Origin of the sequence: Actinoplanes sp. NPDC023936 (assembly GCF_040639325.1) — a bacterium.
In the GTDB taxonomy this organism is placed as follows: Bacteria; Actinomycetota; Actinomycetes; order Mycobacteriales; family Micromonosporaceae; genus Actinoplanes.
This window is the reverse complement of the sequence record NZ_JBEZZR010000027.1, coordinates 60,569-86,017: the sequence shown is the minus strand read 5'-3', so window position 1 is coordinate 86,017 and position 25,449 is coordinate 60,569. Positions and strand designations below refer to the sequence as shown.

The window sequence follows — 25,449 nt, the reverse complement described above, 5'->3', positions numbered from 1 at the left end:
CCGTCAAATAGCCTGGCCGGAGATGAACGGCAGCCATCCGGCGTACCAGCCGGAGAGCACCGCGAGGCTGCCCAGCAGGATGACCGCGTTCCGGGTCGGCGTCCTCGCCAGCGCCACGGCCGGCACCAGCAGCACCGTGAAAGCGGGCAGCAGGTGCCGGCCCATCATCGAGATGTGCGCGTGCGAGCCGGCCGCGAGGACCAGGGTGGCGAGCGCGTAGACGCTGAGCACCCACGGCGCCCGGTTCGCGAACAGCATCGCGAGCAGGATCAGGAAGCCGAACAGGATCAGCACGTTCAGCACCCGGATCGGCTTCCCGGCGTCCTCGCTGTTGCCGAGCATGACGTCCCAGACCACCTTCGACGTCGACGTGCCGTAGTCCCACCAGGCGCCGAACGTGTTCTCGTGAATCTCGAAGTACCTGTCGACGCCACCGAGGCGGTGACCGGCGTACCCCACGTACCCGAGCAGGCCGGCCGGGGCGAGCAGCATCGCCGCGTAGGGCCGCCAGCCGCCGCGCCGCCGGATCGCGGCGATCAGCGCGGCCAGGCCGACGACGCCGATCAGCGCGGCAGCGGTGGGCCGGCTCAGGCCGCTGAGGCCGGCCAGCGCGCCGGCGAGAAGCCAGCGCTCGGTGAGCACCGCCCAGAGCGCCCAGGCGGCGAGCGCGGTGAAGAGCGACTCGCTGAACGCGCCGTTCTGGGTCAGCGCGGCGGGGGCGACCGCCCACGCGGAGGCCAGCATGATCCCGACCCGGTGATCGTGGACGTGCCGGCCGATCAGATAGAGCCCCCAGGCGGCCGCGATCGCCGAGACCAGCGACACGAACAGGCAGGCGGCGACGGGGGAGACGAACGGCAGCTCGGCGAACGGCCGGGCGAGCCACGGGTAGAGCGGGAAGAACATCAGCCGGTGCTCGTAGGGCACGCCGCTGGGGTCGAGCGCGCCGATCGGGCCGCCGATGCCCTGCCCGGCGATCATCGTGTACCACCGGGCGTCCCACGAGATCAGCGCGTCCAGCGCCGACGTGTAGCCACGCCACTGGTTGGTCGAGCCGTCCGGGTAGACCTGCTTGGTGGGATCCTGCGCGTAGCTGTAGCGCGCCAGGACCGACATGACCTCGAGGCTGATCAGGCGCAGGAAGATGTAGATGCCGATCGCCGGAATCGCGTCCCGGATCGCCGCGCGCCACCGGGGCTCGCCGCCGACCTCGGCCGTAGTCACGTCTGTAATGGTCATGAGCCCTTCTCCGCGGCCGCGCCGATCTGCCCCGCGGCGAGACTAGACGATTCCGCCGGTTCGCCGAGGGCCGCACCGGCCAGACGTCGACGAAGATGATTGCATCCATCTGCAATTGTCGATCCCGAGCCGGGGTGGTCCCGGCACGGGAGGCAAAGCATGCATCGAAGAGTGCCCGCCTTACTGACAAGTTCCCTCCTGGCGCTCGGCCTGCTCGCAGCGCCGGCATCGGCCGCGGCCGCACCCGCGGAACCCGACCGATCGGGTACGGCCACAGCAGTCACCCTGATCACCGGCGACCGCGTCACCGTGAACGGCGACACCGCCACTGTCGACGCCGGACCCGGCCGCGACCGGGTCAGATTCGCGAGCTGGACCTCCGAGGGTCACCGTTACGTGATCCCGTCCGACGCGCAGGGCCTGCTCCGCGAGGGCCGCCTCGACAAGCGGCTCTTCGACGTCACCGAACTGGCCGCGGTGGTCAAGGACGACCAGCTCCCGCTGCTCGTCTCGTACCCCGACGCCGGCGCGTCGCGCGCCCGCTCCGCGCTTTCCGCGGGGGAGGCACGGGTCACCCGCGACCTGTCGGCACTGGACACCCTGGCGGTCCGCGCCGACCTCGCCGGGCGCGCGAGCGTCTGGTCGTCGCTGACGACCGGCCCGGAGACCGCCCGCACGTTCCAGGCGGGCGTGCGGAAGGTGTGGCTGGACGGCCGCCGCGAGCTCAGCCTGGACCGCAGCGTCCCGCAGATCGGCGCGCCCGCCGCCTACCAGGCCGGGTACGACGGCACCGGGGTGACCGTGGCGGTCCTGGACTCCGGCATCGACCAGTCGCACCCGGACTTCGCCGGGCAGATCGCCGCGGCCGAGAACTTCACCACCGCGCCCAGCGTGAACGACGAGGTCGGGCACGGCACGCACGTCGCCTCGACGATCGCCGGTACCGGCGCCGCGTCCGGTGGCAAGTACCGGGGCGTCGCGCCCGGCGCCAAGCTCGCGATCGGCAAGGTCTGCGAGCTGGAGTGGTGCGAGGAGTCGGCGATCCTGGCCGGCATGATCTGGGCGGCCGAGCGCGCCCCGGTCATCAACATCAGCCTCGGTGGCACCGACGCGCCCGAGGTCGACCCGCTGGAGCAGGCGGTCAACGACCTCACCGCCGAGCACGACACGCTGTTCGTGATCGCGGCCGGCAACGCGTACGACCGGGGCACCATCGGCTCGCCGTCGTCCGCGGACGCGGCGCTGTCGGTCGGCGCGGTGGACCGCGAGGACCAGATCGCCGAGTTCTCCAGCAAGGGCCCGCGGGTCGGCGACGGCGCGCTCAAGCCGGACGTGACGGCGCCGGGCGTCGACATCGTGGCGGCCAAGGCGGCCAACGGGGTGATCGGCGATCCGGTCGGTGACGCGTACACCACGCTCTCCGGCACCTCGATGGCCACGCCGCACGTCGCCGGAGCGGCCGCGCTGCTCGTCCAGCAGCACCCGGACTGGTCGTCGCGGCTGCGCAAGAACACGCTGATCGGCTCGGCGAAGCCGACCGAGGGCGTGAACGCGTTCGACCAGGGCGCCGGTCGCATCGACGTGTCCCGGCAGATCACCCAGACGGTCACTGTCGACGAGGGCAACGTCAGCTTCGGGATCCAGGTCTGGCCGCACGACGACGACCAGCCGATCACCCGTACCGTGACTTATCGCAATGTCGGCAGCGCAGCTGTCGATCTTTCGCTGTCCGTCTCGGGCGCGCCCTTCTCGGTGGCGGCGGACCGCCTCACGGTGCCGGCCGGTGGCACCGCGTCCACCACGGTCACCGCCGGCACCGGCGCAAACCTTCCGGAGGGCGAGCTGGGCGGTCAGCTCACGGCCACCTCCGATTCGGGGGTACGGGTGACGACCGCTCTCGGTGTCGTCAATGAGGTGGAGAGCTACAACCTCACGGTGCGTGTCATCGGCCGTGACGGCCAGCCCTCCGAGGACCACCTCGTGGTGCTCGCCGGACTCGACAAGCCGGGCTTCATCGACGTCCCGGCCTCCGGTGTGGCGCGCGTGCCGAAGGGCCGGTACGGCCTCTTCGCCTGGATCTACCAGGGTGAGGAGACCACCACCATGCTTGCCGAGGCGGAGCTGACCGTCGATCGCGACCGCACCCTGACGGTCGACGCCCGCACGGCCAAGCCGGTCCGGGTGACCCCGCCGCAGCGCGACGCCGGCACCCTGCTGGCGGCCGTGAACGCGGAATGGATCACCGAGCAGGCCAGTTACGGCGCGAGCCTGGTCGGCGAGGACTTCGACTCGCTGTACGCGGGACCGTTGTCGAGGGTGTCGAAGCCGTTCTTCCTCGCCTCGGTCAACGGCTCGTTCGCCCGGTTCGACGCCGAGGGCAGTTCCCGGAACAGCCCGTACACGACCGACCTGGCGTACTTCAAGCCGGGCCGGATGTTCGACGGGCTGCGCAAGGCGCCGAAGATCTCCGAGCTGGCGACGATCAAGGCGTCCTACGGCGTCGAGGCGACCGGGGTGGAGGGCATCAAGGCGAACGTGGCACGGTACTCCGAGGAGAGCGGCGCGTGGGCGGCGTTCGCCCCGTTCAGCCTGCCGTTCCGCCGCACCGAGTACGTCAACCCGGACGTCGGCTGGAGCGGCGAGTTCCACCAGCAGCGGCCCGGCAGCGACGGCTTCCCGGAGTGGATCGACGAGGCCACGAGCGGCGTCCAGAAGGTCCGGGCCGGTCGCACCTACCACCAGCAGTGGAACCGGGCGGTGTTCGGCCCGAACGTCACCCAGCCGCCGTTCGACGCGCTCTGGGCGAGCCGGCAGGGCGACCTGGTGATCGCCTACCTGCCGCTGTACGGCGACGGCGCCGGGCATCCCGGCTTCTCCTACCTGGCCGAGCAGACGGTGAAGCTGTACCGCGACGGCTCCCTGGTCGGCGAGGGCAGCGAGTTCGAGGTGCCGGCCGGCCGGGCCGGTTATCGCCTGGAGGCGACCGCCACCCGCGGCGCGCCGCACAGGCTGTCCACCGAGGTCCGCGGCGAGTGGACGTTCACGTCCGGTCACGTCGCGGGCGAGGAGTACCAGCGGCTGCCGCTGCACACGATCCGGTTCGCGCCGCCGCTGAACGCGGCGAACGCGGCGCCGGCCGGCCGCTCCTTCGACATCCCGGTCCTGGTCGAGCACCAGCCGGGTGTCACGGTCGGCACGGTCCGGTCGGTGACCGTCGACGTGTCCTACGACGACGGCCGGACCTGGCAGAAGGCCGCGCTGCGCGGGACGGGTGACAAGCGGGTCGCCACGGTCCGGCATCCCGCGGGCAAGGGCTTCGTCTCGCTGCGGGCCTCCGCCGCGGACTCGGCCGGCAACACGGTGAAGCAGACGGTCATCCGGGCGTACGCGCTGGGCTGATCCGTCCGTCGGCCCCCTCCCGATCCGGTATCGGGAGGGGGCTTCTCGTGGAATCGGGCGCGGTTCCGGCGGGACTCCGGTATCGCTTGCGGTGACCCGTACCCTCGAAATCGCCGGAGGCGCCATGCGACGCCGCACCCTGATCGCGGCCGCCGGCGCGGCCGCTCTCTCTCCCCGGCCGGCTTTCGCCCGGGCCGCGGTGCGCACCGGCCTGGACTCTGTCGCAGCGGATGATTGGGAGATATTGCGCGGCGGCAGGCTCGGCGTCGTCGCCAACCTGACCGCTGTCGACCGGGAGTACCGGCACCTGGTCGACCTGATGCACGCGGCCGGGCTGCCGATCGGCGGGATCTTCGGCCCGGAGCACGGTTTCCGCGGCTCACAGCGGGTCGGCGGCAGCTCCGGCGTGGACGCCCGGACCGGCCTGCGGGTGTACGACGCCTACCGCGCCACGCACGACGAGTGGGTCGCGATGTTCACCGAGGCCGGGGTCCGGACCGTGGTCTTCGACATCCAGGACGTCGGCGCGCGGTTCTACACCTACATCTGGACGCTCTACGACTCGATGGCCGCCGCGGCGACGCTGAAGCTGCGCTACGTGGTGCTGGACCGTCCGAATCCGATCGGCGGGCGCGCGTTCGGGCCGATGCTGAGGCCGGGCTTCACCTCCGGGGTCGGACTGAAGGAGATCGTCCAGCAGCACGGGATGACCGTCGGTGAGCTGGCCCGCTACTACAACGGTGAGTTCCTGCCGTCCCCGGTCCGGCTGGAGGTGGTTCCGTGCGAGGGCTGGCACGGCGGCCTGTTCGCCGCCGACACCAGCGTGCCGTGGGTGATGCCCAGTCCGAACATGCCCACCCCGGACACGGCCGCGGTCTACCCCGGGACATGCCTGTTCGAGGGCGTCGCGTCGATCTCCGAGGGGCGGGGCACGACCCGTCCGTTCGAGCTGTGCGGAAGCCCCGATCTGGATCACCGCTGGCGGGACCGGGTGGCGGCGCACGAGCTGCCCGGGGTGGCGCTGCGCGAGGCGTACTTCGTGCCGGTGACGCACAAGTTCACCGATCGGCTCTGTGGCGGCGTCGAGCTGCACGTGACCGACCGTTCGACATTCGACCCGATCCGTACGGCGGTGGCGATGCTCGTCGAGGCACGGAAGCTCCCCGGCTTCGCCTGGCGGAACGACAACCCGGGCCGGCCGCCCTTCGCCGACCTGCTGTTCGGCTCCGACCGCCCGCGAAAGATGGTCGACGCGGGCGCCTCGGTGGCCTCCATCGTCGGCTCGTGGCAGGAGGAGCTGGCCGATTTCGATCGTCGGCGGCAGCCCTATCTGCGGTACCCGCGCTCCTCGGCTTAACCTCGTGGCAACCCTGCGCGGATAGCGTCGGCGCTCTATACGGCTGACTACCTAAGGGCTGAGCTCATGACCTCGCCGCAGCAGCTTCCTCCCGCCGACGACTTCTATCTGGCCGCGCACGACGGGATCGGCGGGCGGGCGCTGCTCTCGTCGCCGGTGCTGGGTGTCGGTCTCGCCGCCACGTTGCTCGGGGAGCTGATGTTCTGGCGCCGCGTCCAGCTGGTCACGGTGTCGCCGGTGGTGGGTTCTCCGCCGGGTGGTCCGTCGGGTGGCTCGTCGGGTGGCTCGTCGGGTGGCTCGGCGTCGGATGGCTCGGCGTCGGATGGCTCCTTGCTGCGGGTGATCGACTCGCAGCCGACCGGCGACCCGGCCAGCTCGGCCGTGCTGCGGCGGCTGGTGGACACTCCCGGTCCGCACGAGGTGCGGCAGTGGATCCGTCATCTCTCCGCCGGCTTCGCCACCGACATTGTCGAACATCGGCTGACCAGCGCGGGAGTGCTCAAACGCGAGACGAAGCGGCGGCTGCTCACATCGAGCACGTCCCTGGTCTTCGCCGACCCGCGCAGTCCCGGCGAGCCGGCCGGGCGGATCCGCACCAAGCTCTCCTACAACGAGCCGCTGGACACCGCCGACCTGATGGTGGCCGGCCTGATCCTCGCGACGGGCCTCGACCAGCTGGTGTTCGACACGCTGAACCCGCGCGACCGGGCACGCTTGTCGGACCAGTTCCGGCGAAGCCTGCCGCAGCCTCTGCACCACTTGATCTCAGCCGCCCGGGACGCCGCGCTGGTGACCACCTGACACGAGGCCGAACCAGGAGTCGGCCGCCCGCCCGCTCGCCCGCTCGCCGTTGCCGGCGAACATGCGTGCCCGACGGCTCGGGCGGCCCGGCCGTAGCGGGGACAGGTTCCCGGGGCGTTTTGCCTGCGTGAGCTACGGCTCGGGGATGTGAGCCGTAGCGGAGGCAGGTTCCTGGCGTTTTGCCTGTGTGAGCTACGGCTGGGGGGTGCGAGCCGTAGCGGGGGCAGGTTCCCGGGGCGTTTTGCCTGCGTGAGCTACGGCTCGGGGATGTGAGCCGTAGCGTAGGCAGGTTCCCGGGGCGTTTGCCTGCGTGAGCTACGGCTCGGGTCGCTCGGCCGTAGCTCGGGCATGTGATCACGCTCGATGAGCTGCCCGGGCTACGGCCGGGGCGCCGGCGCGCGGCCGGACGGCTCTCAGGACATGGCCACGTCGTCGAACCAGACCGTGCCCGAGTTGTCACCCGACTTCAGGTGCAGCTGACAGCCCGCCGCGCCGGCCGGGGCCACCGCCTCGATCACCAGCTTCGTCCACGTCGTGTTCCCGGTCGGGAGGCGGTTCGAGACGCTCTGGCTCAGCCACTTGCCGTCGGCGTCGAACCAGCTCAGCGACATCTCCGTGGTACCCGTCGCGTTGATGCCGCGGGCGTACGACTCCGCCCGCCACCGGTATCCCGGCTGCACCGGCGTGATCGGCGCGGTGACCAGCGACGGCAGGCCGGCCGTGGTGCGGGTGGTGCCGGAGAACTTCGCCGAATAGCGGCCGGTGCGCGGCATGTCGGTGGTGATCACGGCGACGCCGGCGGCGGGCTGGTTCTGCCGCCACGGCGAGTTGTTCGCTGTCGCCTCGAAGCTCAGGTTCAGGTAGCTGTTCGGCATGGTGTCGGTGGTCCACGCGGTGCGGACCACGTCGGCGGCGAGCTTGGCGGTGCCGTCGGTGCGGTAGAGGCCGAACTTGTACTGCGCCGGCATCGTGGAGACCATGGAGTGGCTGGGGATGGCGTTGCTCGAGAAGTCGTTGAGCGTCCACGGCGCGACCGAGCCGACGCCGGCGTCCTTGGCGGCGCGGAACACCCGGGCGAAGTACGCGGCCTGCTCGCCCTCGGTGCTGGTGGCGCTGCTGAGCCCGGTCTCGCCGATCACCACGGGGGAGGGCGCGACGGCGGCCTGCGCCTTGCGGATCTCGGCGAGGGACCGTTCCGAGTTTCCGTAGAAGTGGAAGTCGTAGTAGTCGAGCGGCGTCGAGGTGAGCGCCGACTTGATCTTCGCCATGCCGGCCGCGCCGGTGCCGGCGTCGACGGAGAGGGTGAGCGGCATGGTCGGGGCGGCGGCGCGGATCGCCGGGATCACCTGGCGGACCCAGGTGACGGCGGCGGTGTCGTCCGGCTGGAACTCGTTCTTCAGCTCGACGGCGATGACCTGCGGGTCGGCGGCGTACGGCGCGATCACCGCCTTGGCCCACGCGATGCTGTTCGCGGTGTCGGTGTACCCGGCCCACCAGTCGAACAGGGTGAGCTTCACGCTCAGGCCGTGGGTGCCGGCGATGCTGACGAACGTGCGGAGCCGCTCGGTGTAGGTGGCCGACGGCACGGGATAGCCGAACGTGTTCGGGAAGACGATCACCCGGACGTTGTCGGCGCCGAGGGCGGCCACGCGCGCCATGTCCCTGTCGATCGTGGTGGCGTCGAAGTTGGTCCACATCGCCGACCAGCCCGCGTTGGACGGGTAGTAGTTGATGCTCTTCGCGACGTTCACCGCGGCCATCCGGCTCGCCATCGTCGGCACGGCCATAGCTGTCATGGTCGTAGCCGTCATGGCCGGCGCGGCATCGGCGCCGGCCATGGTCGCTGCCTGCGCCGGTGACACCACACCGACCGTACCGGACAGAAGGGAGGAAACGAGGACAGTGGCGCACAGCCGCGCACTTTTCATCAGATCCGGGCCTTCCTGTCGAGCAGACTTTTCGGGGGTGCTCCTTTCTTCGGCGGCGCGCGTCCCGTCAACAGGACTCCGCTGATGGCTTTGCGGTTGCGATCGGGTAGCCGGCTCAGCCGGGCCAGTCGACGCTGAGGTACTGCGTCTCCTGGAACTCGCGGAGCCCGTCGCGGGCGCCCTCGCGGCCCAGCCCGCTCTGCTTCACCCCGCCGAACGGCGCCGACGGGTCGGAGACCAGGCCGCGGTTGATGCCGACCATGCCGGCGTCGATCGCCTCGCCGATCCGGATGGCGCGGCGCAGGTCGCCGGAGAAGACGTAGGCGGCCAGCCCGTACTCGGTCGCGTTGATCTCGTCGAGCAGCGCCGCCTCGTCGGTCCAGGTGGTGATCGGCGCGACCGGTCCGAAGATCTCCTCCGGGACGGCGGGCGCGTCGACCAGCACGGTCGGCGGATAGAAGTGCCCGGCCGAGTCCGGGACCTGGGCACGGTGCGTGATCCGGGCGCCGGCTGCGATCAGTTCCTCGACGGTACGGGTGACCCTGCGCACCGCGTTGTCGCTGATCAGCGGTCCGATCGCCGACCCGTCACGGGCCGCGCCGACGCTCAGCTTCTCGACCGCCGCACCGAACCGGGCGACGAAGTCCTCGGCCACGTCGGCGTGCACGAAGAACCGGTTCGCCGCGGTGCACGCCTGCCCGCCGTTACGGAACTTGGCGATCATCGCGCCGGCCACCGCGGCGTCCAGGTCGGCGTCCTCGGTGACCACGAACGGCGCGTTGCCGCCGAGCTCCATCGAGGAGTTGACCACCCGCTCGGCGGCGTGCCGCAGCAGCACCCGCCCGACAGCGGTGCTGCCGGTGAACGAGATCTTGCGAACCCGCGGGTCGTCCAGCCACGCGCCGACCACACCTGACGCGTCGGTCGTGGTGACCACGGTGATCACGCCGTCCGGCAAGCCGGCCTCGGTGAGCAGCCGGGCGATCGCGAGCGCGGTCAGCGGGGTCTCGGCGGCGGGCTTGACGACCGCGGTGCAGCCGGCTGCGAGCGCCGGACCGATCTTTCGGGTGATCATCGCGGCCGGGAAGTTCCAGGGCGTGACCAGGGCGGCGACGCCCACCGGGCGGTGACTGACAAGGGTACGGGCGCCGCCCGCCGGAGCTTCGCCGTAGTCGCCGCCGGGCCGGACCGCCTCCTCGGCGAACCAGCGGAAGAACTCGGCCGCGTAGGTGACCTCGCCGGCCGCGTCGGCGAGCGACTTGCCGTTCTCGGTGGCGATCAGCCGGGCCAGTTCCGCGCGGTCGCGCAGCATCAGCTCGAACGCCCGGTGCAGGATCTCGGAGCGGCGCCGGGGCGCGGTCCGCGACCACGCCGGGAACGCGGCGTCGGCGGCGTCCACGGCCGCGCGGGCCTCGCCGAGACCCTGATCCGGAACGGACGCGATGACGTCCAAGGTGGCCGGGTCGACAACGTCGAACGTGCTCATCGGGTGGCCTCCAGGGCGTCGGCGAGAACGTCGAACGCGTCGTTCAGCAGCTCGTCGGTGATGGTCAGCGGGGGCAGGAAACGCAACACGTTGCCGTAGGTGCCACAGGTCAGCACGATGACGCCGTGCTGGTGGGCGTAGCGGGCCACGTCACGGGCGAGACGCGGATCGGGTTCGGTACCGCCCGCTCGGACGAGCTCCACCGCGATCATGGCGCCGCGGCCCCGTACCCCTGCCAATCGGAGGTCTCGCGCCGCCAAGCGTGACAGGCGCTCCTTGATCAGGTTTTCAATTTCGGTCGCTCGGGCGACGAGCCCGTCCTCCTCGATCGTCTCGATCGCGGCCAGCGCCGCGGCGCAGGCGATCGGGTTGCCGCCGTAGGTGCCGCCCAGGCCACCCTCGTGCGCGGCGTTCATGATCTCGGCGCGGCCGGTCACCGCGGAGAGCGGCAGGCCACCGGCGATGCCCTTCGCGGTCACGATCAGATCGGGTACGACGTTCTCGTGCTCGCAGGCGAACAGGTCACCGGTCCGCGCGAAGCCGGTCTGCACCTCGTCGGCGACGAACACCACGCCACCGGCCCGGCACCACGCCGCGAGAGCGGGCAGGAAGCCGGGCGCCGGCTCGATGAAACCGCCCTCACCCTGAATCGGTTCGATCACGAGCGCGGCCAGGTTCTCCGCGCCGATCTGCTTCTCGATCTGGTCGATGGCACGCGCCGCGGCGGCCGCACCGTCGGCATTGCCGTCCCGATACGGGTACGAGCCGGGCGCCCGGTAGACCTCCGGCGCGAACGGGCCGAACGTGTGCTTGTACGGCTTGTTCTTCGCCGTCATCGCTAGGGTCAGGTTGGTCCGCCCGTGGTAGGCGTGATCGAACACCACGACCGCGTCCCGGCGGGTGTACGCCCGAGCGATCTTCACGGCGTTCTCCACGGCCTCGGCGCCCGAGTTGAACAGCGCTGTCCGCTTGTCGTGGTCGCCGGGGGTGAGCTGGTTCAGCTTCTCCGCGACGCGGACGTAGCCGTCGTAGGGCGTGACCATGAAACAGGTGTGCGTGAATGCCTCGGCCTGCTCGGTGACGGCCCGCACGACGCGCGGGTTGCTGGCGCCGACGGTGGTGACCGCGATGCCGGAGCCGAGGTCGATGAGCTGGTTGCCGTCGACGTCGACGACGATGCCGCCGCCGGCCTTCGCGGCGAAGACCGGCATCGTGGTGCCGACGCCGCCGGCGACCGCCGAGGTCTTGCGTTCCATGAGCGCCCGGGAGCGGGGACCGGGGAGTTCGGTGACGAGGAGCCGTTTGTTCACGCCTGAAGTCTCGGTTCCCTGACCTATGCTCGTCCAACACTCAATGAGCAGCTTTTTCATGCCTCGGAGGCATAGGTGGAACTGCGGCACCTGCGGTACTTCGTGGCGATCGCCGAGGCCGGCACGGTCAGTGGGGCGGCCGCCCGCCTGCACGTCACCCAGCCGTCCCTGTCCCGGCAGCTGCGCCAGCTCGAACGCGAACTCGGCGTCGACCTGTTCGACCTGGTCGGCCGCCGATTCACGCTGTCGCCCGCCGGCCGTACCCTGCTGCCGCTGGCCAGGGACGTGCTGGGCCGCGCCGACGCGGTGCGCGCCGCCGCCGCGTTCCACCGCAACGGGCGGCTCGAGCGGCTCACCATCGGAGCGCCGGCCGTCACGCTGACCGACGTGGTCGCGCCGTTCATCGCCACCCTCGCCGCCGACGACCCGACCACCGACGTGCTCGGCGCCGACGGCCTCTCCGCCGCCGAGACCCTGCGACTCGGCGCGGACCTGGCGATCGGCACGGCCCGCGGGGCGGATCCGTACCGGTCACAGCCGCTCGCGGTGCTGCCGGTCTGTGCCTACGTCCCGCCCGGCCATCGGTGGCAGGACCGGGCGGAGGTGACGCTCGCCGAGCTGATCGCCGAGCCGCTGATCGTGCTGCCGCCGGCCTTCACGGCCCGTCAGGCCCTGGAGCACGCGGTGGCCTCGATCGGCGCCGGCCTGACCGCCGGGTCCGACGTGGGCGCCGGCCTGACCGCCGGGTCCGACGTGGGCGCCGGCTCGCCGTCGTTGACCGAGGCCGCCAACGGGACCGTCGCGCAGGCGCTCGCCGCGGCCGGGCGGGGCGTCGCGGTCGTCACCGACGATCCCCGGTTCGGCTTGGTGCCACTGGCGGTGGACCTCGGCGGCCGCCGGCTCAGCATCCGCCTGGTGGCGGTCTGGGACTCCCGGCACGCGGCGGCCGCCACGGTGGAGGAGTTCGCCGCCCGCCTCGGCCGTTTCGTCCGGGACCGCTACAACGCCCCGGCAAGCTGACCCCGGTCGCCGGTAAGATCCGTCGGCATGTCGGCCGACCAGTATGAATTGACCAATGCGGATGGCATGCGCGTTCGGATCCTCGGGTATGGCGGGATCGTCCAGGCGATCGAGGTCCCGGATCGGGACGGGGTGATCGCCAACGTCGCCCTGGGGTTCGACGATCCACAGGGCTATCGGGATCACCCGGGGCCGTACTTCGGCGCGATCATCGGGCGGTTCGGGAACCGGATCGCGGCGGGCACCTTCGACCTTGACGGCTCCACGTGGAAGGTGCCGGTCAACGACGGGCCGAACAGCCTCCACGGCGGATTGTCGGGGTTCGACAAGAAGAACTGGACCTGTCGTTCGGTGGACGGCGGCCTGGAACTGACCCATGTCAGCCCGGACGGCGACGAGGGATATCCGGGCGAGTTGTCGGTGACGGTCACCTACACGCTCACCGGCGACAACGCGCTGCGCATCGACTACGCGGCGGTGACCGACGCGCCGACCGTGGTCAACCTGACCAACCACAGCTATTTCAACCTGGGCGGCGTGGGTTCCGGGGACGTCTACGGGCACCTCGTGCAGATCCACGCCGACGGGTTCCTGCCGGTCGGCCCCGGGCTCGTCCCCGAGGGGAAGGTCGCGCCCGTCGAGGGGACCGCGATGGACTTCCGGGAGCCGGTCGCCATCGGGGCGCGGATCCGGGCCGCCGAGGAGCAGTTGCTGCTCGCCGGCGGATACGACCACAACTGGGTGCTGCGCGGCTTCGGGGACGGTCTGCGGGAGGTGGCCCGGGTCGTCGAGCCGGTCGGCGGGCGGACGCTGACCGTCCTGACCACGGAGCCGGGCATGCAGTTCTACTCCGGCAACTTCCTGGACGGGACGTTCGCCGGGTCGGGCGGGCGCGCGTACCGGCAGGGCGACGGGTTCGCGCTGGAAACCCAGCACTTCCCGGACTCGCCGAACCAGCCGTCCTTCCCGTCGACAGTGCTCCGGCCGGGGGAGGAGTACCGGTCGACAACGGTCTACCGGTTCGGCGTCGACGGCTGAGAGCCGCCGCGGCGGCTCGCCGTGGTGGACGCGGACCGGCTCGGAAAGCCGCTGACCGGCGGGGGTGCACCCGTCGGACGGCGGAGTGATCAAAAACCTCTGATCAGCTGAAATGGTAGTTCGCCGGGCCGTGCCCTAGACGACACGGGGGCGTCGTAGGGTCGGTGCCGGCGACATTTCAGCGAGGCGGTGTGCGTGATCCGAGTGGTCGTGGTCGACGACGAGGCGCTTGTCCGTTCCGGGTTCGCCCTGATCCTGAGCGCGGCGCCCGACATCGACGTGGTCGCGACGTCGGGCGGCCTGGACGCGCTCGCCGCGGTCCGCGAGCACCAGCCGGACGTGGTGCTGCTCGACATCCGGATGCCGGACCTCGACGGGCTCACCGTGCTCGGCCAGATCCGTACCCTGGACAGTCCTCCGGTCGTGGCGATGCTCACCACGTTCGACGCGGACGAGTACGTACTGGCCGCCCTGGACCGAGGCGCCGCCGGATTCCTGCTCAAGGACACCGAGCCCGAGCACCTGGCGCAGCTGGTGCGGACCCTCGCCGCCGGCGGGGTGGTGATGTCGCCGAAAGCGTCCCGCACCCTGCTGCGCAGCCTGCCCCGGGCCAGCGCCGCCGACGAGGACCTGGGCCGGGTGGAGCGGCTGACCGGGCGGGAACGTGACGTGCTGGTGCTGCTCGCCCAGGGCCTGTCGAACGCCGAGATCGGCGTGCGCCTGCACCTGGGCACCGGCACGGTGAAGGATCACGTCAGCGCGCTGCTCACCAAGCTGCGGGTGTCCGGGCGGGTGCAGGCGGCGTTGCTCGCGCAGCGGGCCGGGCTGCTCGAGGCGCACCGATGAGGGTTCCCAAACCCCTGATCGACGCCGGCGTGGTGACGCTCGCCGGACTGGACATCTGGTTCAACCCGCTCACCGACGAGCCGCTCGGCGTCGCCGCCTCGGTGATCGGCTGCGCGGCGCTGCTGCTGCGCCGGCGGTTCCCGCTGCTGGTCGTCGCGCTCACCCTGCCGGTGGCGCTGCTCCAGGGCGCCCTGGTCGCGCCGTTCGTCGCGCTGTACGCCCTCGCCGTCCGGTCCCGGGACCGCCGGCTGCTGGCCGCCTGCATCGTCGTGTCGTCGGTGATCGGCGCGCTGCCCTCCCCGCTCGACGAGGACCCCGGCGATCTCGGCAGCACGCTGGTCTATTTCGCCTACACGTTCGCCACCTCGGCGGTTCCGGTGCTGCTCGGCCAGCTCGTGCAGACCCGGCACGAGCTGAAACGCCGGCTCGCCGAGATCGAGGACGTCAAGGAGCACGAGCGGGTCCTGCACGCCCAGGCGATCCTCGCCCAGGAGCGCGCCCAGCTGGCCCGGGAGATGCACGACGTGGTCTCGCACCAGGTCAGCCTGATCGCGGTGCAGGCCGGTGCGTTGCAGGTCGCGGCGGCTGACGCGCGGACCAGGGAGGCCGCGCGCACGATCCGCTCGCTGAGCGTCGGCACCCTCGACGAGCTGCGCACGATGGTCACGCTGCTGCGTTCCTCCGGCGACGACACCACCGATCTGGCGCCCCAGCCCACCCTCGCCGACCTGCGCACCCTGGTCAATTCCAGCGGCATCGAGGTCAAGCTGAGCGGCGAGCTTCCGCTCGCGGTGGGCACACCGGCCCAGCGAGCCCTTTACCGTACGGTCCAAGAAGCGCTCACCAACGTCCGGAAACACGCGCCCGGCGCCTCCGCGACAGTGGAACTGTGGCACGACGGCAAGAGCGTCGGCGTGACGGTGACCAACACCGCGCCGTCCCGGCCGTCACTACCGCTCCCCGGCGCGCGGCAGGGCCTGGTCGGGCTGGCGGAACGTGCCGACATCCTGCACGGCAGCTTCTCGTCCGGCCCGATCGAGGACGGCGGTTTCCAGGTACGGATGAAGTTGCCGATCCTGACGGAGTAGCCGGAGCCATGAATCAGCTGCGGTAATGTCCGGTTGGTGACGATAACCGTGCCGGCCGGCAGCAGCCTCACCCTGCGCTGCCCCGGGTCGGAGGCCATCGTTCTGGTCACCCTGGCCGAGGTGACGGCGGCGTTCATCGAGGATCTGCCGCCGATCCCGGTGCTCAGCCTGGACGGGCCGGGCGTGCGCCGGATCGGCGTCCTCGAGCTCGTCACCAGCGCCGGCGTCACCTGGGTCGAGGGCGAGATGCGCGACGACCAGCTGCGGATCATCGGCGACGCCCCGGCCGGTCTGGTGCAGCGGCGCTCGTCGGCCCGCCAGCCCGGCCGGTTCCCGGCGTCCGGCACCGCACAGGTGGTGACCGCGGAGAGCCGGCGGCTGGTCGCGATCACCGGACGGGTCGAGGACATCTCCACCGACGGTCTGCTGATGCGCGCCGGCGTGCCGTCGCTGCCGTACGGCATCGAGCGGCTGTTGCTGCACGTCGCGATGCCCTGGGGCGACCTGACGGCGGCGGTCGCCGTCGTCGACCAGCGGGCCGACGTGCTGCGGGGCACGTTCGAGTGGGTCGAGCCGGCGGCGGCTTCGTCCCTGGCGGAGTTCTGCTCGATCTCCTGACGGAGTGCCATCACCCTCATGACCGGCGGATCTGAGGGAACCGGTAGATGTTCCGCGCAGTCTCTTCGCGCCTCGATGGGCAACGGGGCCCGACGGGGCCGGCAAGACGACTACGCTGACGGCCGTGTGCGGGCTGCGGGAGCCCACCTCGGGATCATGCACGGCGGTCAGGACGTGCCGGTGCCGCCCTTGCGTGGCGATGCGGTGAGGTCGGCCTGCGTGTTCACAGGCGCATGGATTTTCCGATCGGGTCAAGGTCGGAGGCGATCAGGCCCTGCTGGACTGCGGGCAACCCGTCGACCACATCGGCGGCCTGTTCGGGGGTGTCGACGTCCAGAAAGAGCACGACGCCCGGTACGTCGCCGACCTTCAGCGCGCCGGGGCCGTCATCCGTGCCGGACGATCCCCTACAAGGGATCCTCCGGCAGCATGAGGCCATGCAAGACGTTCGCCGGCAGAGTCAGGCCGCAAGCGCGCCTTCGCGATCCACGGCAGCGGGTCACGGCTCACTACCGGCCTGGGTGGTTCCGTGGCACCGGCCGGGGTCCCCGGGCGGCAGCCAGGTGACAGGCCCCCACCCGAGGCACGACAGCGTGTGGCGTAGTGCCCAGCTGCTGGTGGTGCTTCTCGCGAGTGGCTTTCTGTGGATGCCGAGCCCGGCCACGGCGTTCGGCACGATTGAGGGCGGCGGGCAGCACCGGGAGCATGAACGGATAACCCGTGCCGCTCTGGCCTGCCCGGCCGGTGGCGGATCATCCGGCGACTGCTTCGAGCCGAAGTCGTCGGACCAACTCGCGGGCCACCGCACGTCGTTCGGTGCGGTCGGGGCGCCCGATCGAACCGAGGTGTCCGATTCGGCAGCGCACTGCGATGACGCCGACCATCTCGAGGGCGGCTATCCACGGACGCGAGCCCAGGCCACCGGACGGCTACTGGATTGCGTCGAGCATCTGCGCGGACGCTTCCGCGAGGCGGTCAACGCTGCCGCGGGCCTGCTCGACGACCAGGCCGAGGTGGTCGGTGTCGAGGTGGATCTCGGTATCGACTGCGTGTTGGACGACGGCTCTGAGCATCGTGCCAAGTGCGAGACTGTCGAGGCCTTCGGCCGGGCTCTGCACGGAGTGCAGGACTTCTATTCGCACAGCAACTGGACCGATGTCGCGGACTCGTCCCGGCCGGTCGGCGCCGATAACCCGCCGGGCCTGGGTTTGCTCGCGCCGAGCTCGGTCCTGGACCTGAGCGGCGCCGGCTCGCCGGCCGTTCCCGCCGCATTGTCCACCGGCTGCTTCGTTCTGAACGACCGGATTCCCGGTGTCGGGGCCTGTCAGGGACGGATCACCCACGCCGGCCTCAACAAGGACAACGGGACCGTCGATCCCAGCACCGGCAGCGTCACAGCGCCGACCACGCCGCGGGGTCAGGTGGCCGACAACTTCGCCAGGGCTGTCACGGGGGCAATCGCGGAGAGTCGGCATCAGTGGCAGGAGTTCCGAGTGGCGCTGGAGGCCGGGTACGGCAGGTCGAAGGCGTCCGTCATGATCTGCGCACTTACCCACGACGATCCGGTCAACGACTGCCGGCGGCTCTGGACGGTGACCGTCGTCCTAGTGATTTCCGTCGGCCTGATCTGTCTGGTCGGCACCGGCTTCCTGGTGTCCCGGATCCGCAGGCGGCGCGGACGGCTCATGCGTCGCGGATGATGTCCGGGCCGGCGGACGGCTCGACCTGAGAGATGACCAAGCCGGGTCGCACCGTGGACCTGGCCCGCCGAACGGGCGCGAGGACCTTGGATCTCACCGCCAGCCGCGACCTTGAGCGGTACCCCCGACGCGCGCGATTGACCGGCGCGCAGTGAGCACGATGTGTCGCCCGTTATGCCCGCTGGTGGCTCGCGGTTGCTGCCGGAACGACGTCGAGGGCACACGATCGGTCGCGGAACGCGGACAGGAGCGCACCGAAGCCCGCACCAGCGTGGATGAGAGCACACCGAAGCCGTCCGTGTGTCTGCGTCCCGGCTATGGCGTAGACGCGGGACCACGATGGCGTTGTGTGCGACCTCATCCACGTCGAGCCCTCGATCTTTGACGCTTCGCGGGCCCGAACGGCGTTGTTGATCAGCCAGCGTCGGGACATCGCGGTGACAGCCCCATGATCACAGCGATTTCCGGCTGCTGGACGATCAACATCTCGTGAGCCCTCATCTGCCGCAGACAACGCGCGCTGGGTCCGTCGCTGCCCGTGCCCAGCGCGGCGACCGGCACGCACCGTAGTCATCCTTGGTGACGCGGCGACCTCGTTCGCAGCGGCGTCGGGGTGGAGCGGGAGGTTGAACGGCAACTTCAGCGGAGTGCCATGGCGGAAAGCAGCTCATAACCGATGTGGGCGGCCGCGATGCCGGTGATCTCCGCGTGGTCGTAGGCGGGCGCCACCTCGACGATGTCCGCGCCCACCATGTTCAGGTGGGCGAACGAGCGCAGGATCGCCAGCAGCTCCCGGCTGGTCAGGCCGCCCGCCTCCGGTGTGCCGGTGCCCGGTGCGAACGCCGGATCGAGCACGTCGACGTCGATCGAGACGTAGACCGGGCGGTTGCCGACCCGCTCCTCGATCCGCTCGATCACACCCCGTACCCCGATGTCGTCCATCTCGCGGGAGTGCACGATCTGGAAGCCGAGCTCCATGTCGTCGGTCAGATCCTTGCTGGAGTAGAGCGGTCCCCGGGTGCCGACGTGCAGGCAGCCGGAGTCGTCGAGCAGGCCCTCCTCGGCGGCCCGGCGGAACGGGGTGCCGTGGGTGTAGGCGGCGCCGAAGTACGAGTTCCAGGTGTCCAGATGCGCGTCGAAGTGCACGACCGCGATCGGCCCGTGCCGGTGCGCCATGGCGCGCAGCACCGGCAGCGCGATGGTGTGATCCCCGCCGACCGTGAGCAGCCGGTCGGCCCGGTCCAGCATCCCGTGCGCGCCGCGCTGGATCGCGGTGATCGCCTCGTCCAGGGAGAACGGGTTCACCGCGAGATCGCCGGCGTCCACCACCTGCAGCTTGCCGAACGGCTCGACGTCGAGCGCCGGGTTGTACGGGCGGAGCAGGCGCGACGACTCCCGGACATGCGCCGGGCCGAACCGGGCGCCCGGCCGGTAGCTGACCCCGGAGTCGAACGGCACGCCCATGATGGCGACGTCGACGTCCGAGACCTCGTCGATGCGGGGGAGCCGGGCGAAGGTGGCGGGTCCGGCGAAGCGCGGCACGGCGCCGGCGTCGACGGGACCGACCCGGCTGCCCGAGGTGATGCGCAGGGGCCGGGACTCAGCAGCAGGCACAGCAGGATCCTCTCGTCTGCCCGGCCATCCCTCGACAGAGGCCGTGCCGCGGAGGGGATCAATCCTGGCTGATGTCCAGGGAGTGCATCCCCGCCTGCGCATCGATCTCCAGGCCGGCGCGATCGTGCAGGTCGCCGGAGCGGACCGTGGTGCCGGCGCCGGCACCACCGGAGTGCCGGCCGTAGACCGCGACGTCGCCCGCCCCGCTGCCGACCCGGACCCGGACCGGCACTTTTGCGGCTGTGGTGATCCGCCAGGTGTGCACGCCGCCGGTCATCCGGATAGGCACCGTTCTCACGAGCCGGCCCAGCGCGACGTCGATCTGTTGAGCGCCGCCGTCCAGGTCGACCCTGCTCACCGTACCGGCAGAACTGTCGAATGTGGCCACGTGAACTCCGGCGGACATCCGTAGATGCCACACGATATCGTCGCTGAGCTGCACGTTCAGTCGTCCTGAACCGTTTCCGGTGTTCTTCGTGGAGACGCGCAGGACGCCGTCGGCGAACGAGGTGCCGGCGTCGAGGCCGGAGTCGTCGGGGGTGCTGACCCGGAAGGCCCCGCCGTCCAGGTCAGCGACGCGGACGGAGAGCTCGGTGACCCCGGTGGTGAGCTCGAAGCGCGCCGTCTCGGTCCTGGGGGGCGGTGTCTCGGCCGGTTGTTTCCCGGCCGGCGACGTCGCGGGCGGGGACGGCTCGGCCGGCGGCTTCTTCGCCTCGCTGGGTGACGGCTTCGGTTCCGGGCTCTCCGGCGGGGCCTCGGAGTCGGCGGGGAGGACGGCCGGTGGAGCCACCGCGGCGGGGACCTGCCGCTGCTCCTGGTGCGTCCGGGGGCGTACCAGAAGGATGGTGCCGGCGGCGATGAGCAGCGCGAGAAAGCCGGCCAGGGCGACCGGTCGCCCTGGCCGGGGTGAGCCCGGCGGGGGTGGCGGGGAAGCGGGGACCGGTGGCAGCGGCGGCTTGGCACGCGCTGCTGCCTGGCGATCGGCCGCCTGGCGCTCGGCCACCTTGCGGGCTTCGACCTTGCGGGCTTCGACCTTGCGTGCTTCGACCTTGCCGGCCGCGGGTGCGGCCGTGCGCCGGGCCGGCGCGTCCGGCCAGTAGTCCGAGATGTTGGGCCAGCTGATCCCGGCGGTACGAGCCTCGGCTTCCGCCCCGATGGAAGCCTCGGCGTGGCCGAGCACATATCTGGCTATTCGCAGGTTCTGGTCGTCGTCGGGATCGTTCCGTCGTTCCACGCGCGTCCCCTCGCCGTGATTCTCCGTGGTGGGTACGGCGACGGAACGTGCACGGTTCAATGCGAAATCAAAGCTCCTGCCGCTTCGACGGCCCGCGCGGCGATGTCGTCCACAGTGCTGGAGTTGCGGGCGAAGAACCCGTCCGCGAAGAGCGACGTGTACCCGTGCGCCACCGCGATCGTGGCCTCGACGAGCAGGACGACCTCCGGATAGGTGCGGGCGCCGCCGCCGGCCTCGCCACCGGGTCCGTCGCCGGCCTCGCCACCGGCGGAGTCGACGGCCTCGCCGAGGTCGAGCAGCGTGGTCATCAGCGCCCGGGTCTGCTCGCGGCGGGCGTCGTCGGCGACGTCGTAGAGCTCGGCCGCGAAGATGACGTGGAACCCGGCGCCGGTGCGCGCGACATAGCGGACATACGCCCCGGCGGCCGCCGCGAGCCGGGCGGCCGGATCGTCGCCCGCCGCGTCCGCCGCCGCCTCGATCGCCGCACGCAGGTCGCGGGCCGCGGCCGAGGAGACCGCGCTGAGCAGCTGGCGGCGGTCCGCGAAGTGCCGGTACGGCGCGGCCGAGCTGACCCCGAGCCGGCGGGCGACAGCGGCCACCGAGAAGCGCCGCAGCCCGCACTCGGCGAGCAGGTCGAAACTCGCCTCGACCAGAGCCGCGCGGAGGTCGCCGTGGTGATAGCCGCGTTCCGGCGACATGCTCCGCCTCCTTGCATCCGAGTGAGAGGCCTCTTACATTTCCAAGTAAGAGCCATCTTACATATGGAGGCAGCGTGAGCATCCGGCTCGGATACCAGATCCCGAACTTCACCTATCCCGGCCCGGTCGAGAACACCTTCGACACGGTCGCGGCGCAGGCACGGGAGGCCGAGGCCGCGGGTTTCGACACCGTCCTGGTGATGGACCACTTCTATCAGCTGCCCGGCATCGGCACCCCTGACCAGGCGATGCTCGAGGCGTACACGACGCTCGGCGCGCTCTCCCAGGTGACCTCCACGATCCAGCTCTCCACGCTGGTCACCGGCAACACGTACCGCAACCCGGCCCTGCTGGCGAAGACCGTGACCACCCTCGACGTGGTCTCGCACGGCCGGGCCATCCTCGGCATCGGCGCCGGCTGGTTCGAGCGCGAGCACGACGATTACGGGTTCGAGTTCGGCACCTTCGGCCAGCGCTTCGAGCGGCTCGAGGAGGCGCTCACCATCATCACGCCGATGCTGAAGGGCGAGCCGGGCACCCTCGACGGCAAGTGGTACACCGCCCGCGGCGCCATGAACAACCCGCGCGTCCGGGACACCGTACCGATCATGCTCGGCGGCTCCGGCGAGCAGAAGACGTTCCGGCTGGCGGCCCGGTTCGCCGATCACATGAACATCATCTGCGACGTGGAAGAGCTGCCCCGCAAGGTCGCCGTGCTCCGCGAGCGGTGCGAGGAGATCGGCCGCGACCCGGCGACGCTGTCCACGAGTTACCTGGTGATGGGCATGGTCGGCGAGACCGGTCAGGAGGTGAAGGAACTCGGCGAGACCATCCCCGAGGACCGCCGCGACCGGGCCTTCCTCGGCACGGCCGAGCAGGTGGCGGAGCAGCTGCAGGAGAAGGTTCTGGGCGCCGGCATCGACGGCATCACGATCAACCTGATCCGCAACGGCCACCGCCCCGGCGTGGTCACCCGGGTCGGCGAGGCCCTGAAGCCCTTAGTCACGGCCTGACCATCGCGGTTCCGCTTGCGGCGTCCCGGGCGGGCGGGTACAGATGGGGGCGATGAAGACGGCAGTGGCGGCGACGGTGGCGGGTGCGCTGGTGTTCGGGCTGGCCGGGTGTTCCCCGGACGATCCGGACGAGCCCGGGGCGCCGCCGCCGGCTGCCACGCCGTCGGCCGGCGCCTCCAGGGCTGACCAGGCGCGGGCCGCGGCGCTGAAGCTGACCCCCACCACCGTGCGGGTCCTGCCGGGCAACGACGCGACCCCCTTCGACCGGGAGCGGGAGCTGGACGCGCCGTCCGGCTGGACCGTGACGGTCTGGGCGCGGTTGCCGAACGCCCGGCTGCTGGCCTGGGCGCCGGACGGCCGCCTGCTGGTGTCGCGGCCCAAGGACGGTGATGTCGTCGCGTTCACGCCGGGCGACGCCGCTCCGGCGCAGCAGACGCTTCTCGACGGGCTCAGCCAGCCGCACGGGCTGGCGTTCGACGGTGACACCCTCTTCGTGGCCGAGAGCGATCAGGTCATCAGCTTCACCTACAAGGACGGGGAGCTCTCCGGCAAGCGGGTCGTGGTGGACGGGCTGCCCGACAAGAAGAGTCCGGAGCTGGGCGGGGCCTACGCGCATGCGCTCAAGAGCGTCGCGGTCGGCAAGGACAAGTCGCTCTACATCTCGATCGGCTCGACGGGGAACGTGTCCGAGGAGGACAGGGAGGCCAGCCCGGAGCGGGCGTCCATCCTGCGGGTCGGTCCGGGAGAGGACACCCCGGAGACGTACGCGCGCGGGGTGCGCAACGGGACCGGGCTGGCGATCGCGCCGGACGGCGCGGTGTGGACCGCGGTGAACCATCGGGACAACGTGGCCTACCCGCACGACGACGACTACGACGGTGACGGCGAGTCCGACCAGGGCAAGGTCATGCAGGACTACGTCAACGACTACCCGATGGAACAGCTCGCCCGGTTGACGCCGGGGCGCGAGCTCGGCTGGCCGTACTGCAACCCGGACCCGGATCTGAAGGCGGGCGACCGGAAATACACCGATCGGCCTTTCGTGCGGGATGTGCAGATGAACCCGGACGGCGACAAGCTGGACTGCGGCAAGCTGCCCCCGACCGAGCAGGGCTTCGGCGCGCATTCCGCGCCGCTCGGGCTGAGCTTCGCGACAAAGGCCGGGGAGTACGGTCCGGGCGCTCTCGTCGGCGTCCACGGCTCGTGGAACCGGGAGCCGCCGCGCCCGCCCGAAGTGTCGTTCTTCGCCTGGCAGAACGGGACGCTGGGGCACCAGCAGACGCTGCTCACCGGCTTCCAGGACGAGGACGGCTCACGCTGGGGCCGGCCGGTCGCCGCCGTACAGGGCCCGGACGGGGCCCTGTACGTGAGCGACGACGACGCCGGCGCTGTCTATCGGGTGACCACCGGCTGACTCAGCAGCCCAGGCCGTCCTTGTACCACTCCGGAAGATCGTCGTCGGCGACCTTGTCGGCCATCTCCCAGATCGCCTCCGGGTAATCGCCGGCGGCGTTCATGTCGTGCAGCACCTTCCACTTGCGGCTGCTCTGCAACGCGGCGACGGCCTGCTCACGTGCCTGGTCGTCGCCCGCCTTGTCGGCCCGGATCCACTCGGCGATCCAGTCGCAGGTGACCCGGCCGGTCACGGCGGCGCCGAACTGGTAGGGGTCGTTCGCCCCGGAGTTCTCCAGGACAGCGACGTCGAAGTTCGGCGGCAGCGGGATGTCCGCGAGGATCTTGGCGGCTTCCCCGCGGACGTCACCCGGCGTGACGATCGCCTCGGGCAGCGCCTTGAGGAACGACTCCGCGTCGACCTTCACGATCCGCGGCAGCAGCGCGTCGAACGTGGCGCGGGTCCAGTCGCCGCTGGCCGTGCGCAACTCGACGAACGTGCCGCCCTGCGGCTTGAGCATCGCGGCGAAGTCGCTCTTGCTGTACGTGACGACGCTCGCCTGACGATTCGCCACGGTCGTCCACTCCGGCGTGCTGACCTCCAGCCGGTCGTCGTAGTAGCCCTGGTACTGGTCGTCCGGGTACCAATCCATGGACAGGGCCCGGCCGCCGTTCTCGAACGTGATGCTGCCGTTCTCGTCGGTGAACCCGTAGACCGATGTGGCCTTCCAGCCCGGCTCGTCGATCAGCAGGCGGGGCAGGCCCTCGGCGGCCTTCAGGTCCAGCTCCCAGCCGCTGATCGCCGGAGCGCTGGCGGCGGGCAGGCCGGTCGGCCCGGCGTAGACGTCGTCCGGCTGCGGGCGCAGCAGCGAGGACGTGGCGATGACACCGGCGACGGCCGCGGCCACCGCCACGGCGCCGGCAAGCCGACGGACCAGGCGTTTCTTCAACACCGACACGGGTACGGGGGTGGACACGATCTCCTCCAGGAGCTGCTGCTCCGCCCCCTCGAGTCGTGCGGTCAGACCGTGGTGGACGGGATCGGCGTCTCGTACCAGGCGGTCGAGCTGCTCGTCGGTCATCTGCCCTCCTCGGGGACGGGAACGGTCAGGACGTCGAGTACATGTCCGGCCCTGGTCTTGTCGTGACCGAGCAGCTCGCGCAGCCTCGCCCGGGCCCGGGACAACCGGGTACGCACGACGACCGCGCTCACCCCGAGCACCTCCGCGACCTCACGCGGCTCCAGGCCCTCCCACGCGGTCAGCATGAGGATCTCCCGGTCCGTCTCGGGGAGACGCTTCAGGGCGTCGCGCACCGCGAGCCGCTGCGGCACCTCACCGGCCGGGTCCGCGGAGACGACAGCGGTCAGGCGTTGCCGCAGCCGCTCACCGAGCCGTTCCCGGCGTGTGCCGCCACGGTGGTGGTTCGCCAGGACCCGCCGGGCCACGCCGTAGAGCCAGAGCCGGACCTCGTCGTCGGGCGGCAAGTCGGCATGACGGCGCCACGCCACCAGGAACGTCTCGGCGACCACGTCCGAGGCGTCCTCGGGTTGCTCGACACGGCGGAGGGCGTACCCGAGAAGGGCCTCGAAGTTGACGGCGTAGACGCGCCGGAATCGTTCCTCAGGGCTCACGTCTCTTCCATGTCCGGCTCGGCAGCCATCGTGAC

21 protein-coding genes are annotated in these 25,449 nt (G+C 71.1%); 11 read left to right on the top strand and 10 right to left on the bottom strand.

The window, feature by feature from the left end:
* Positions 1-3: 3 nt before the first annotated feature.
* The gene (locus AB0F72_RS28945; RefSeq protein ID WP_360437325.1) at positions 4-1,224 is read right to left on the bottom strand and encodes a glycosyltransferase family 39 protein; all 1,221 of its coding nucleotides are present in this window, start codon (positions 1,222-1,224) and stop codon (positions 4-6) included.
* 186 nt (positions 1,225-1,410) lie between these two features.
* Between AB0F72_RS28945 and AB0F72_RS28940 the strand changes: the two genes are divergently transcribed.
* The 3 genes from AB0F72_RS28940 to AB0F72_RS28930 all read left to right on the top strand — a co-directional run bounded on the left by AB0F72_RS28940 (position 1,411) and on the right by AB0F72_RS28930 (position 6,796).
* Complete coding sequence (locus tag AB0F72_RS28940; protein WP_360437322.1) at positions 1,411-4,638, top strand: S8 family serine peptidase; 3,228 nt, start codon at positions 1,411-1,413, stop codon at positions 4,636-4,638.
* Between the two features lie 124 nt (positions 4,639-4,762).
* Entirely contained in the window at positions 4,763-5,995 is a 1,233-nt protein-coding gene (locus AB0F72_RS28935; protein WP_360437319.1) for a DUF1343 domain-containing protein, read from the top strand.
* Positions 5,996-6,061: 66 nt separating this feature from the next.
* Positions 6,062-6,796, top strand: coding sequence for a GPP34 family phosphoprotein (locus AB0F72_RS28930; protein ID WP_360437316.1), 735 nt, complete (start codon positions 6,062-6,064; stop codon positions 6,794-6,796).
* A gap of 413 nt (positions 6,797-7,209) precedes the next feature.
* Here the strand turns inward: AB0F72_RS28930 and AB0F72_RS28925 are convergent, their stop codons facing one another.
* The 3 genes from AB0F72_RS28925 to gabT form a co-directional block, all read right to left on the bottom strand.
* Entirely contained in the window at positions 7,210-8,583 is a 1,374-nt protein-coding gene (locus tag AB0F72_RS28925) for a cellulase family glycosylhydrolase (protein ID WP_360437313.1), read from the bottom strand.
* Positions 8,584-8,839: 256 nt separating this feature from the next.
* Positions 8,840-10,210 carry an NAD-dependent succinate-semialdehyde dehydrogenase gene (locus tag AB0F72_RS28920; RefSeq protein WP_360437310.1) on the bottom strand — a complete coding sequence of 457 codons (1,371 nt, stop codon included), beginning with the start codon at positions 10,208-10,210 and terminating at the stop codon, positions 8,840-8,842.
* Entirely contained in the window at positions 10,207-11,520 is a 1,314-nt protein-coding gene (gabT, locus tag AB0F72_RS28915; protein ID WP_360437306.1) for a 4-aminobutyrate--2-oxoglutarate transaminase, read from the bottom strand. The genes AB0F72_RS28920 and gabT overlap by 4 nt, the downstream gene beginning before the upstream one ends.
* Before the next feature lie 75 nt (positions 11,521-11,595).
* On the opposite strand from gabT, the gene AB0F72_RS28910 reads away from it, so the two are divergent.
* The 5 genes from AB0F72_RS28910 (at position 11,596) to AB0F72_RS28890 (ending at position 16,130) form a co-directional block, all read left to right on the top strand.
* Positions 11,596-12,540 carry a LysR family transcriptional regulator gene (locus AB0F72_RS28910; RefSeq protein ID WP_360437303.1) on the top strand — a complete coding sequence of 315 codons (945 nt, stop codon included), beginning with the start codon at positions 11,596-11,598 and terminating at the stop codon, positions 12,538-12,540.
* Between the two features lie 27 nt (positions 12,541-12,567).
* Positions 12,568-13,578, top strand: coding sequence for an aldose epimerase family protein (locus tag AB0F72_RS28905; protein ID WP_360437300.1), 1,011 nt, complete (start codon positions 12,568-12,570; stop codon positions 13,576-13,578).
* A 195-nt stretch (positions 13,579-13,773) separates the two neighbouring features.
* Positions 13,774-14,424: a response regulator transcription factor gene (locus tag AB0F72_RS28900; RefSeq protein ID WP_360437297.1), complete on the top strand. Its 651-nt coding sequence runs from the start codon at positions 13,774-13,776 to the stop codon at positions 14,422-14,424.
* Complete coding sequence (locus AB0F72_RS28895; RefSeq protein WP_360437294.1) at positions 14,421-15,512, top strand: histidine kinase; 1,092 nt, start codon at positions 14,421-14,423, stop codon at positions 15,510-15,512. Before AB0F72_RS28900 ends, AB0F72_RS28895 begins: the two co-directional genes overlap by 4 nt.
* 36 nt (positions 15,513-15,548) lie before the next feature.
* Positions 15,549-16,130 (top strand): hypothetical protein, encoded by a 582-nt coding sequence (locus AB0F72_RS28890; RefSeq protein ID WP_360437291.1) that lies wholly within the window; start codon positions 15,549-15,551, stop codon positions 16,128-16,130.
* Between the two features lie 223 nt (positions 16,131-16,353).
* On the opposite strand, the gene AB0F72_RS28885 is transcribed toward AB0F72_RS28890, so the two are convergent.
* Positions 16,354-16,476: a hypothetical protein gene (locus AB0F72_RS28885; protein ID WP_360437288.1), complete on the bottom strand. Its 123-nt coding sequence runs from the start codon at positions 16,474-16,476 to the stop codon at positions 16,354-16,356.
* 46 nt (positions 16,477-16,522) lie between these two features.
* Between AB0F72_RS28885 and AB0F72_RS28880 the strand changes: the two genes are divergently transcribed.
* A complete protein-coding gene (locus AB0F72_RS28880; protein ID WP_360437285.1) occupies positions 16,523-17,830 on the top strand; it encodes a CinY protein in 1,308 nt (435 codons plus the stop codon).
* A gap of 639 nt (positions 17,831-18,469) precedes the next feature.
* On the opposite strand, the gene speB is transcribed toward AB0F72_RS28880, so the two are convergent.
* From speB to AB0F72_RS28865, 3 genes are read right to left on the bottom strand one after another with little or no spacing between them, the layout of a single operon-like run.
* Positions 18,470-19,444: an agmatinase gene (speB, locus tag AB0F72_RS28875; protein ID WP_360437282.1), complete on the bottom strand. Its 975-nt coding sequence runs from the start codon at positions 19,442-19,444 to the stop codon at positions 18,470-18,472.
* 58 nt (positions 19,445-19,502) lie between these two features.
* Positions 19,503-20,678 carry a hypothetical protein gene (locus AB0F72_RS28870; protein ID WP_360437279.1) on the bottom strand — a complete coding sequence of 392 codons (1,176 nt, stop codon included), beginning with the start codon at positions 20,676-20,678 and terminating at the stop codon, positions 19,503-19,505.
* 56 nt (positions 20,679-20,734) lie between these two features.
* Positions 20,735-21,376, bottom strand: coding sequence for a helix-turn-helix domain-containing protein (locus AB0F72_RS28865; RefSeq protein ID WP_360437275.1), 642 nt, complete (start codon positions 21,374-21,376; stop codon positions 20,735-20,737).
* Positions 21,377-21,450: 74 nt separating this feature from the next.
* Here AB0F72_RS28865 and AB0F72_RS28860 point away from each other — a divergent pair, with 74 nt between their 5' ends.
* On the top strand, positions 21,451-22,389 hold the full coding sequence (locus tag AB0F72_RS28860) for an LLM class F420-dependent oxidoreductase (RefSeq protein WP_360437272.1): 939 nt from the start codon (positions 21,451-21,453) through the stop codon (positions 22,387-22,389).
* Positions 22,390-22,441: 52 nt separating this feature from the next.
* Positions 22,442-23,803, top strand: a complete 1,362-nt coding sequence (locus AB0F72_RS28855) for a gluconolaconase (RefSeq protein WP_360437269.1) — start codon at positions 22,442-22,444, stop codon at positions 23,801-23,803.
* A 1-nt stretch (position 23,804) separates the two neighbouring features.
* Here AB0F72_RS28855 and AB0F72_RS28850 read toward each other — a convergent pair whose 3' ends face one another.
* Both AB0F72_RS28850 and AB0F72_RS28845 read right to left on the bottom strand, forming a co-directional pair.
* Complete coding sequence (locus AB0F72_RS28850) at positions 23,805-24,863, bottom strand: hypothetical protein (RefSeq protein WP_360437266.1); 1,059 nt, start codon at positions 24,861-24,863, stop codon at positions 23,805-23,807.
* Entirely contained in the window at positions 24,860-25,414 is a 555-nt protein-coding gene (locus tag AB0F72_RS28845) for a sigma-70 family RNA polymerase sigma factor (RefSeq protein ID WP_360437263.1), read from the bottom strand. The genes AB0F72_RS28850 and AB0F72_RS28845 overlap by 4 nt, the downstream gene beginning before the upstream one ends.
* Positions 25,415-25,449 lie beyond the last annotated feature (35 nt).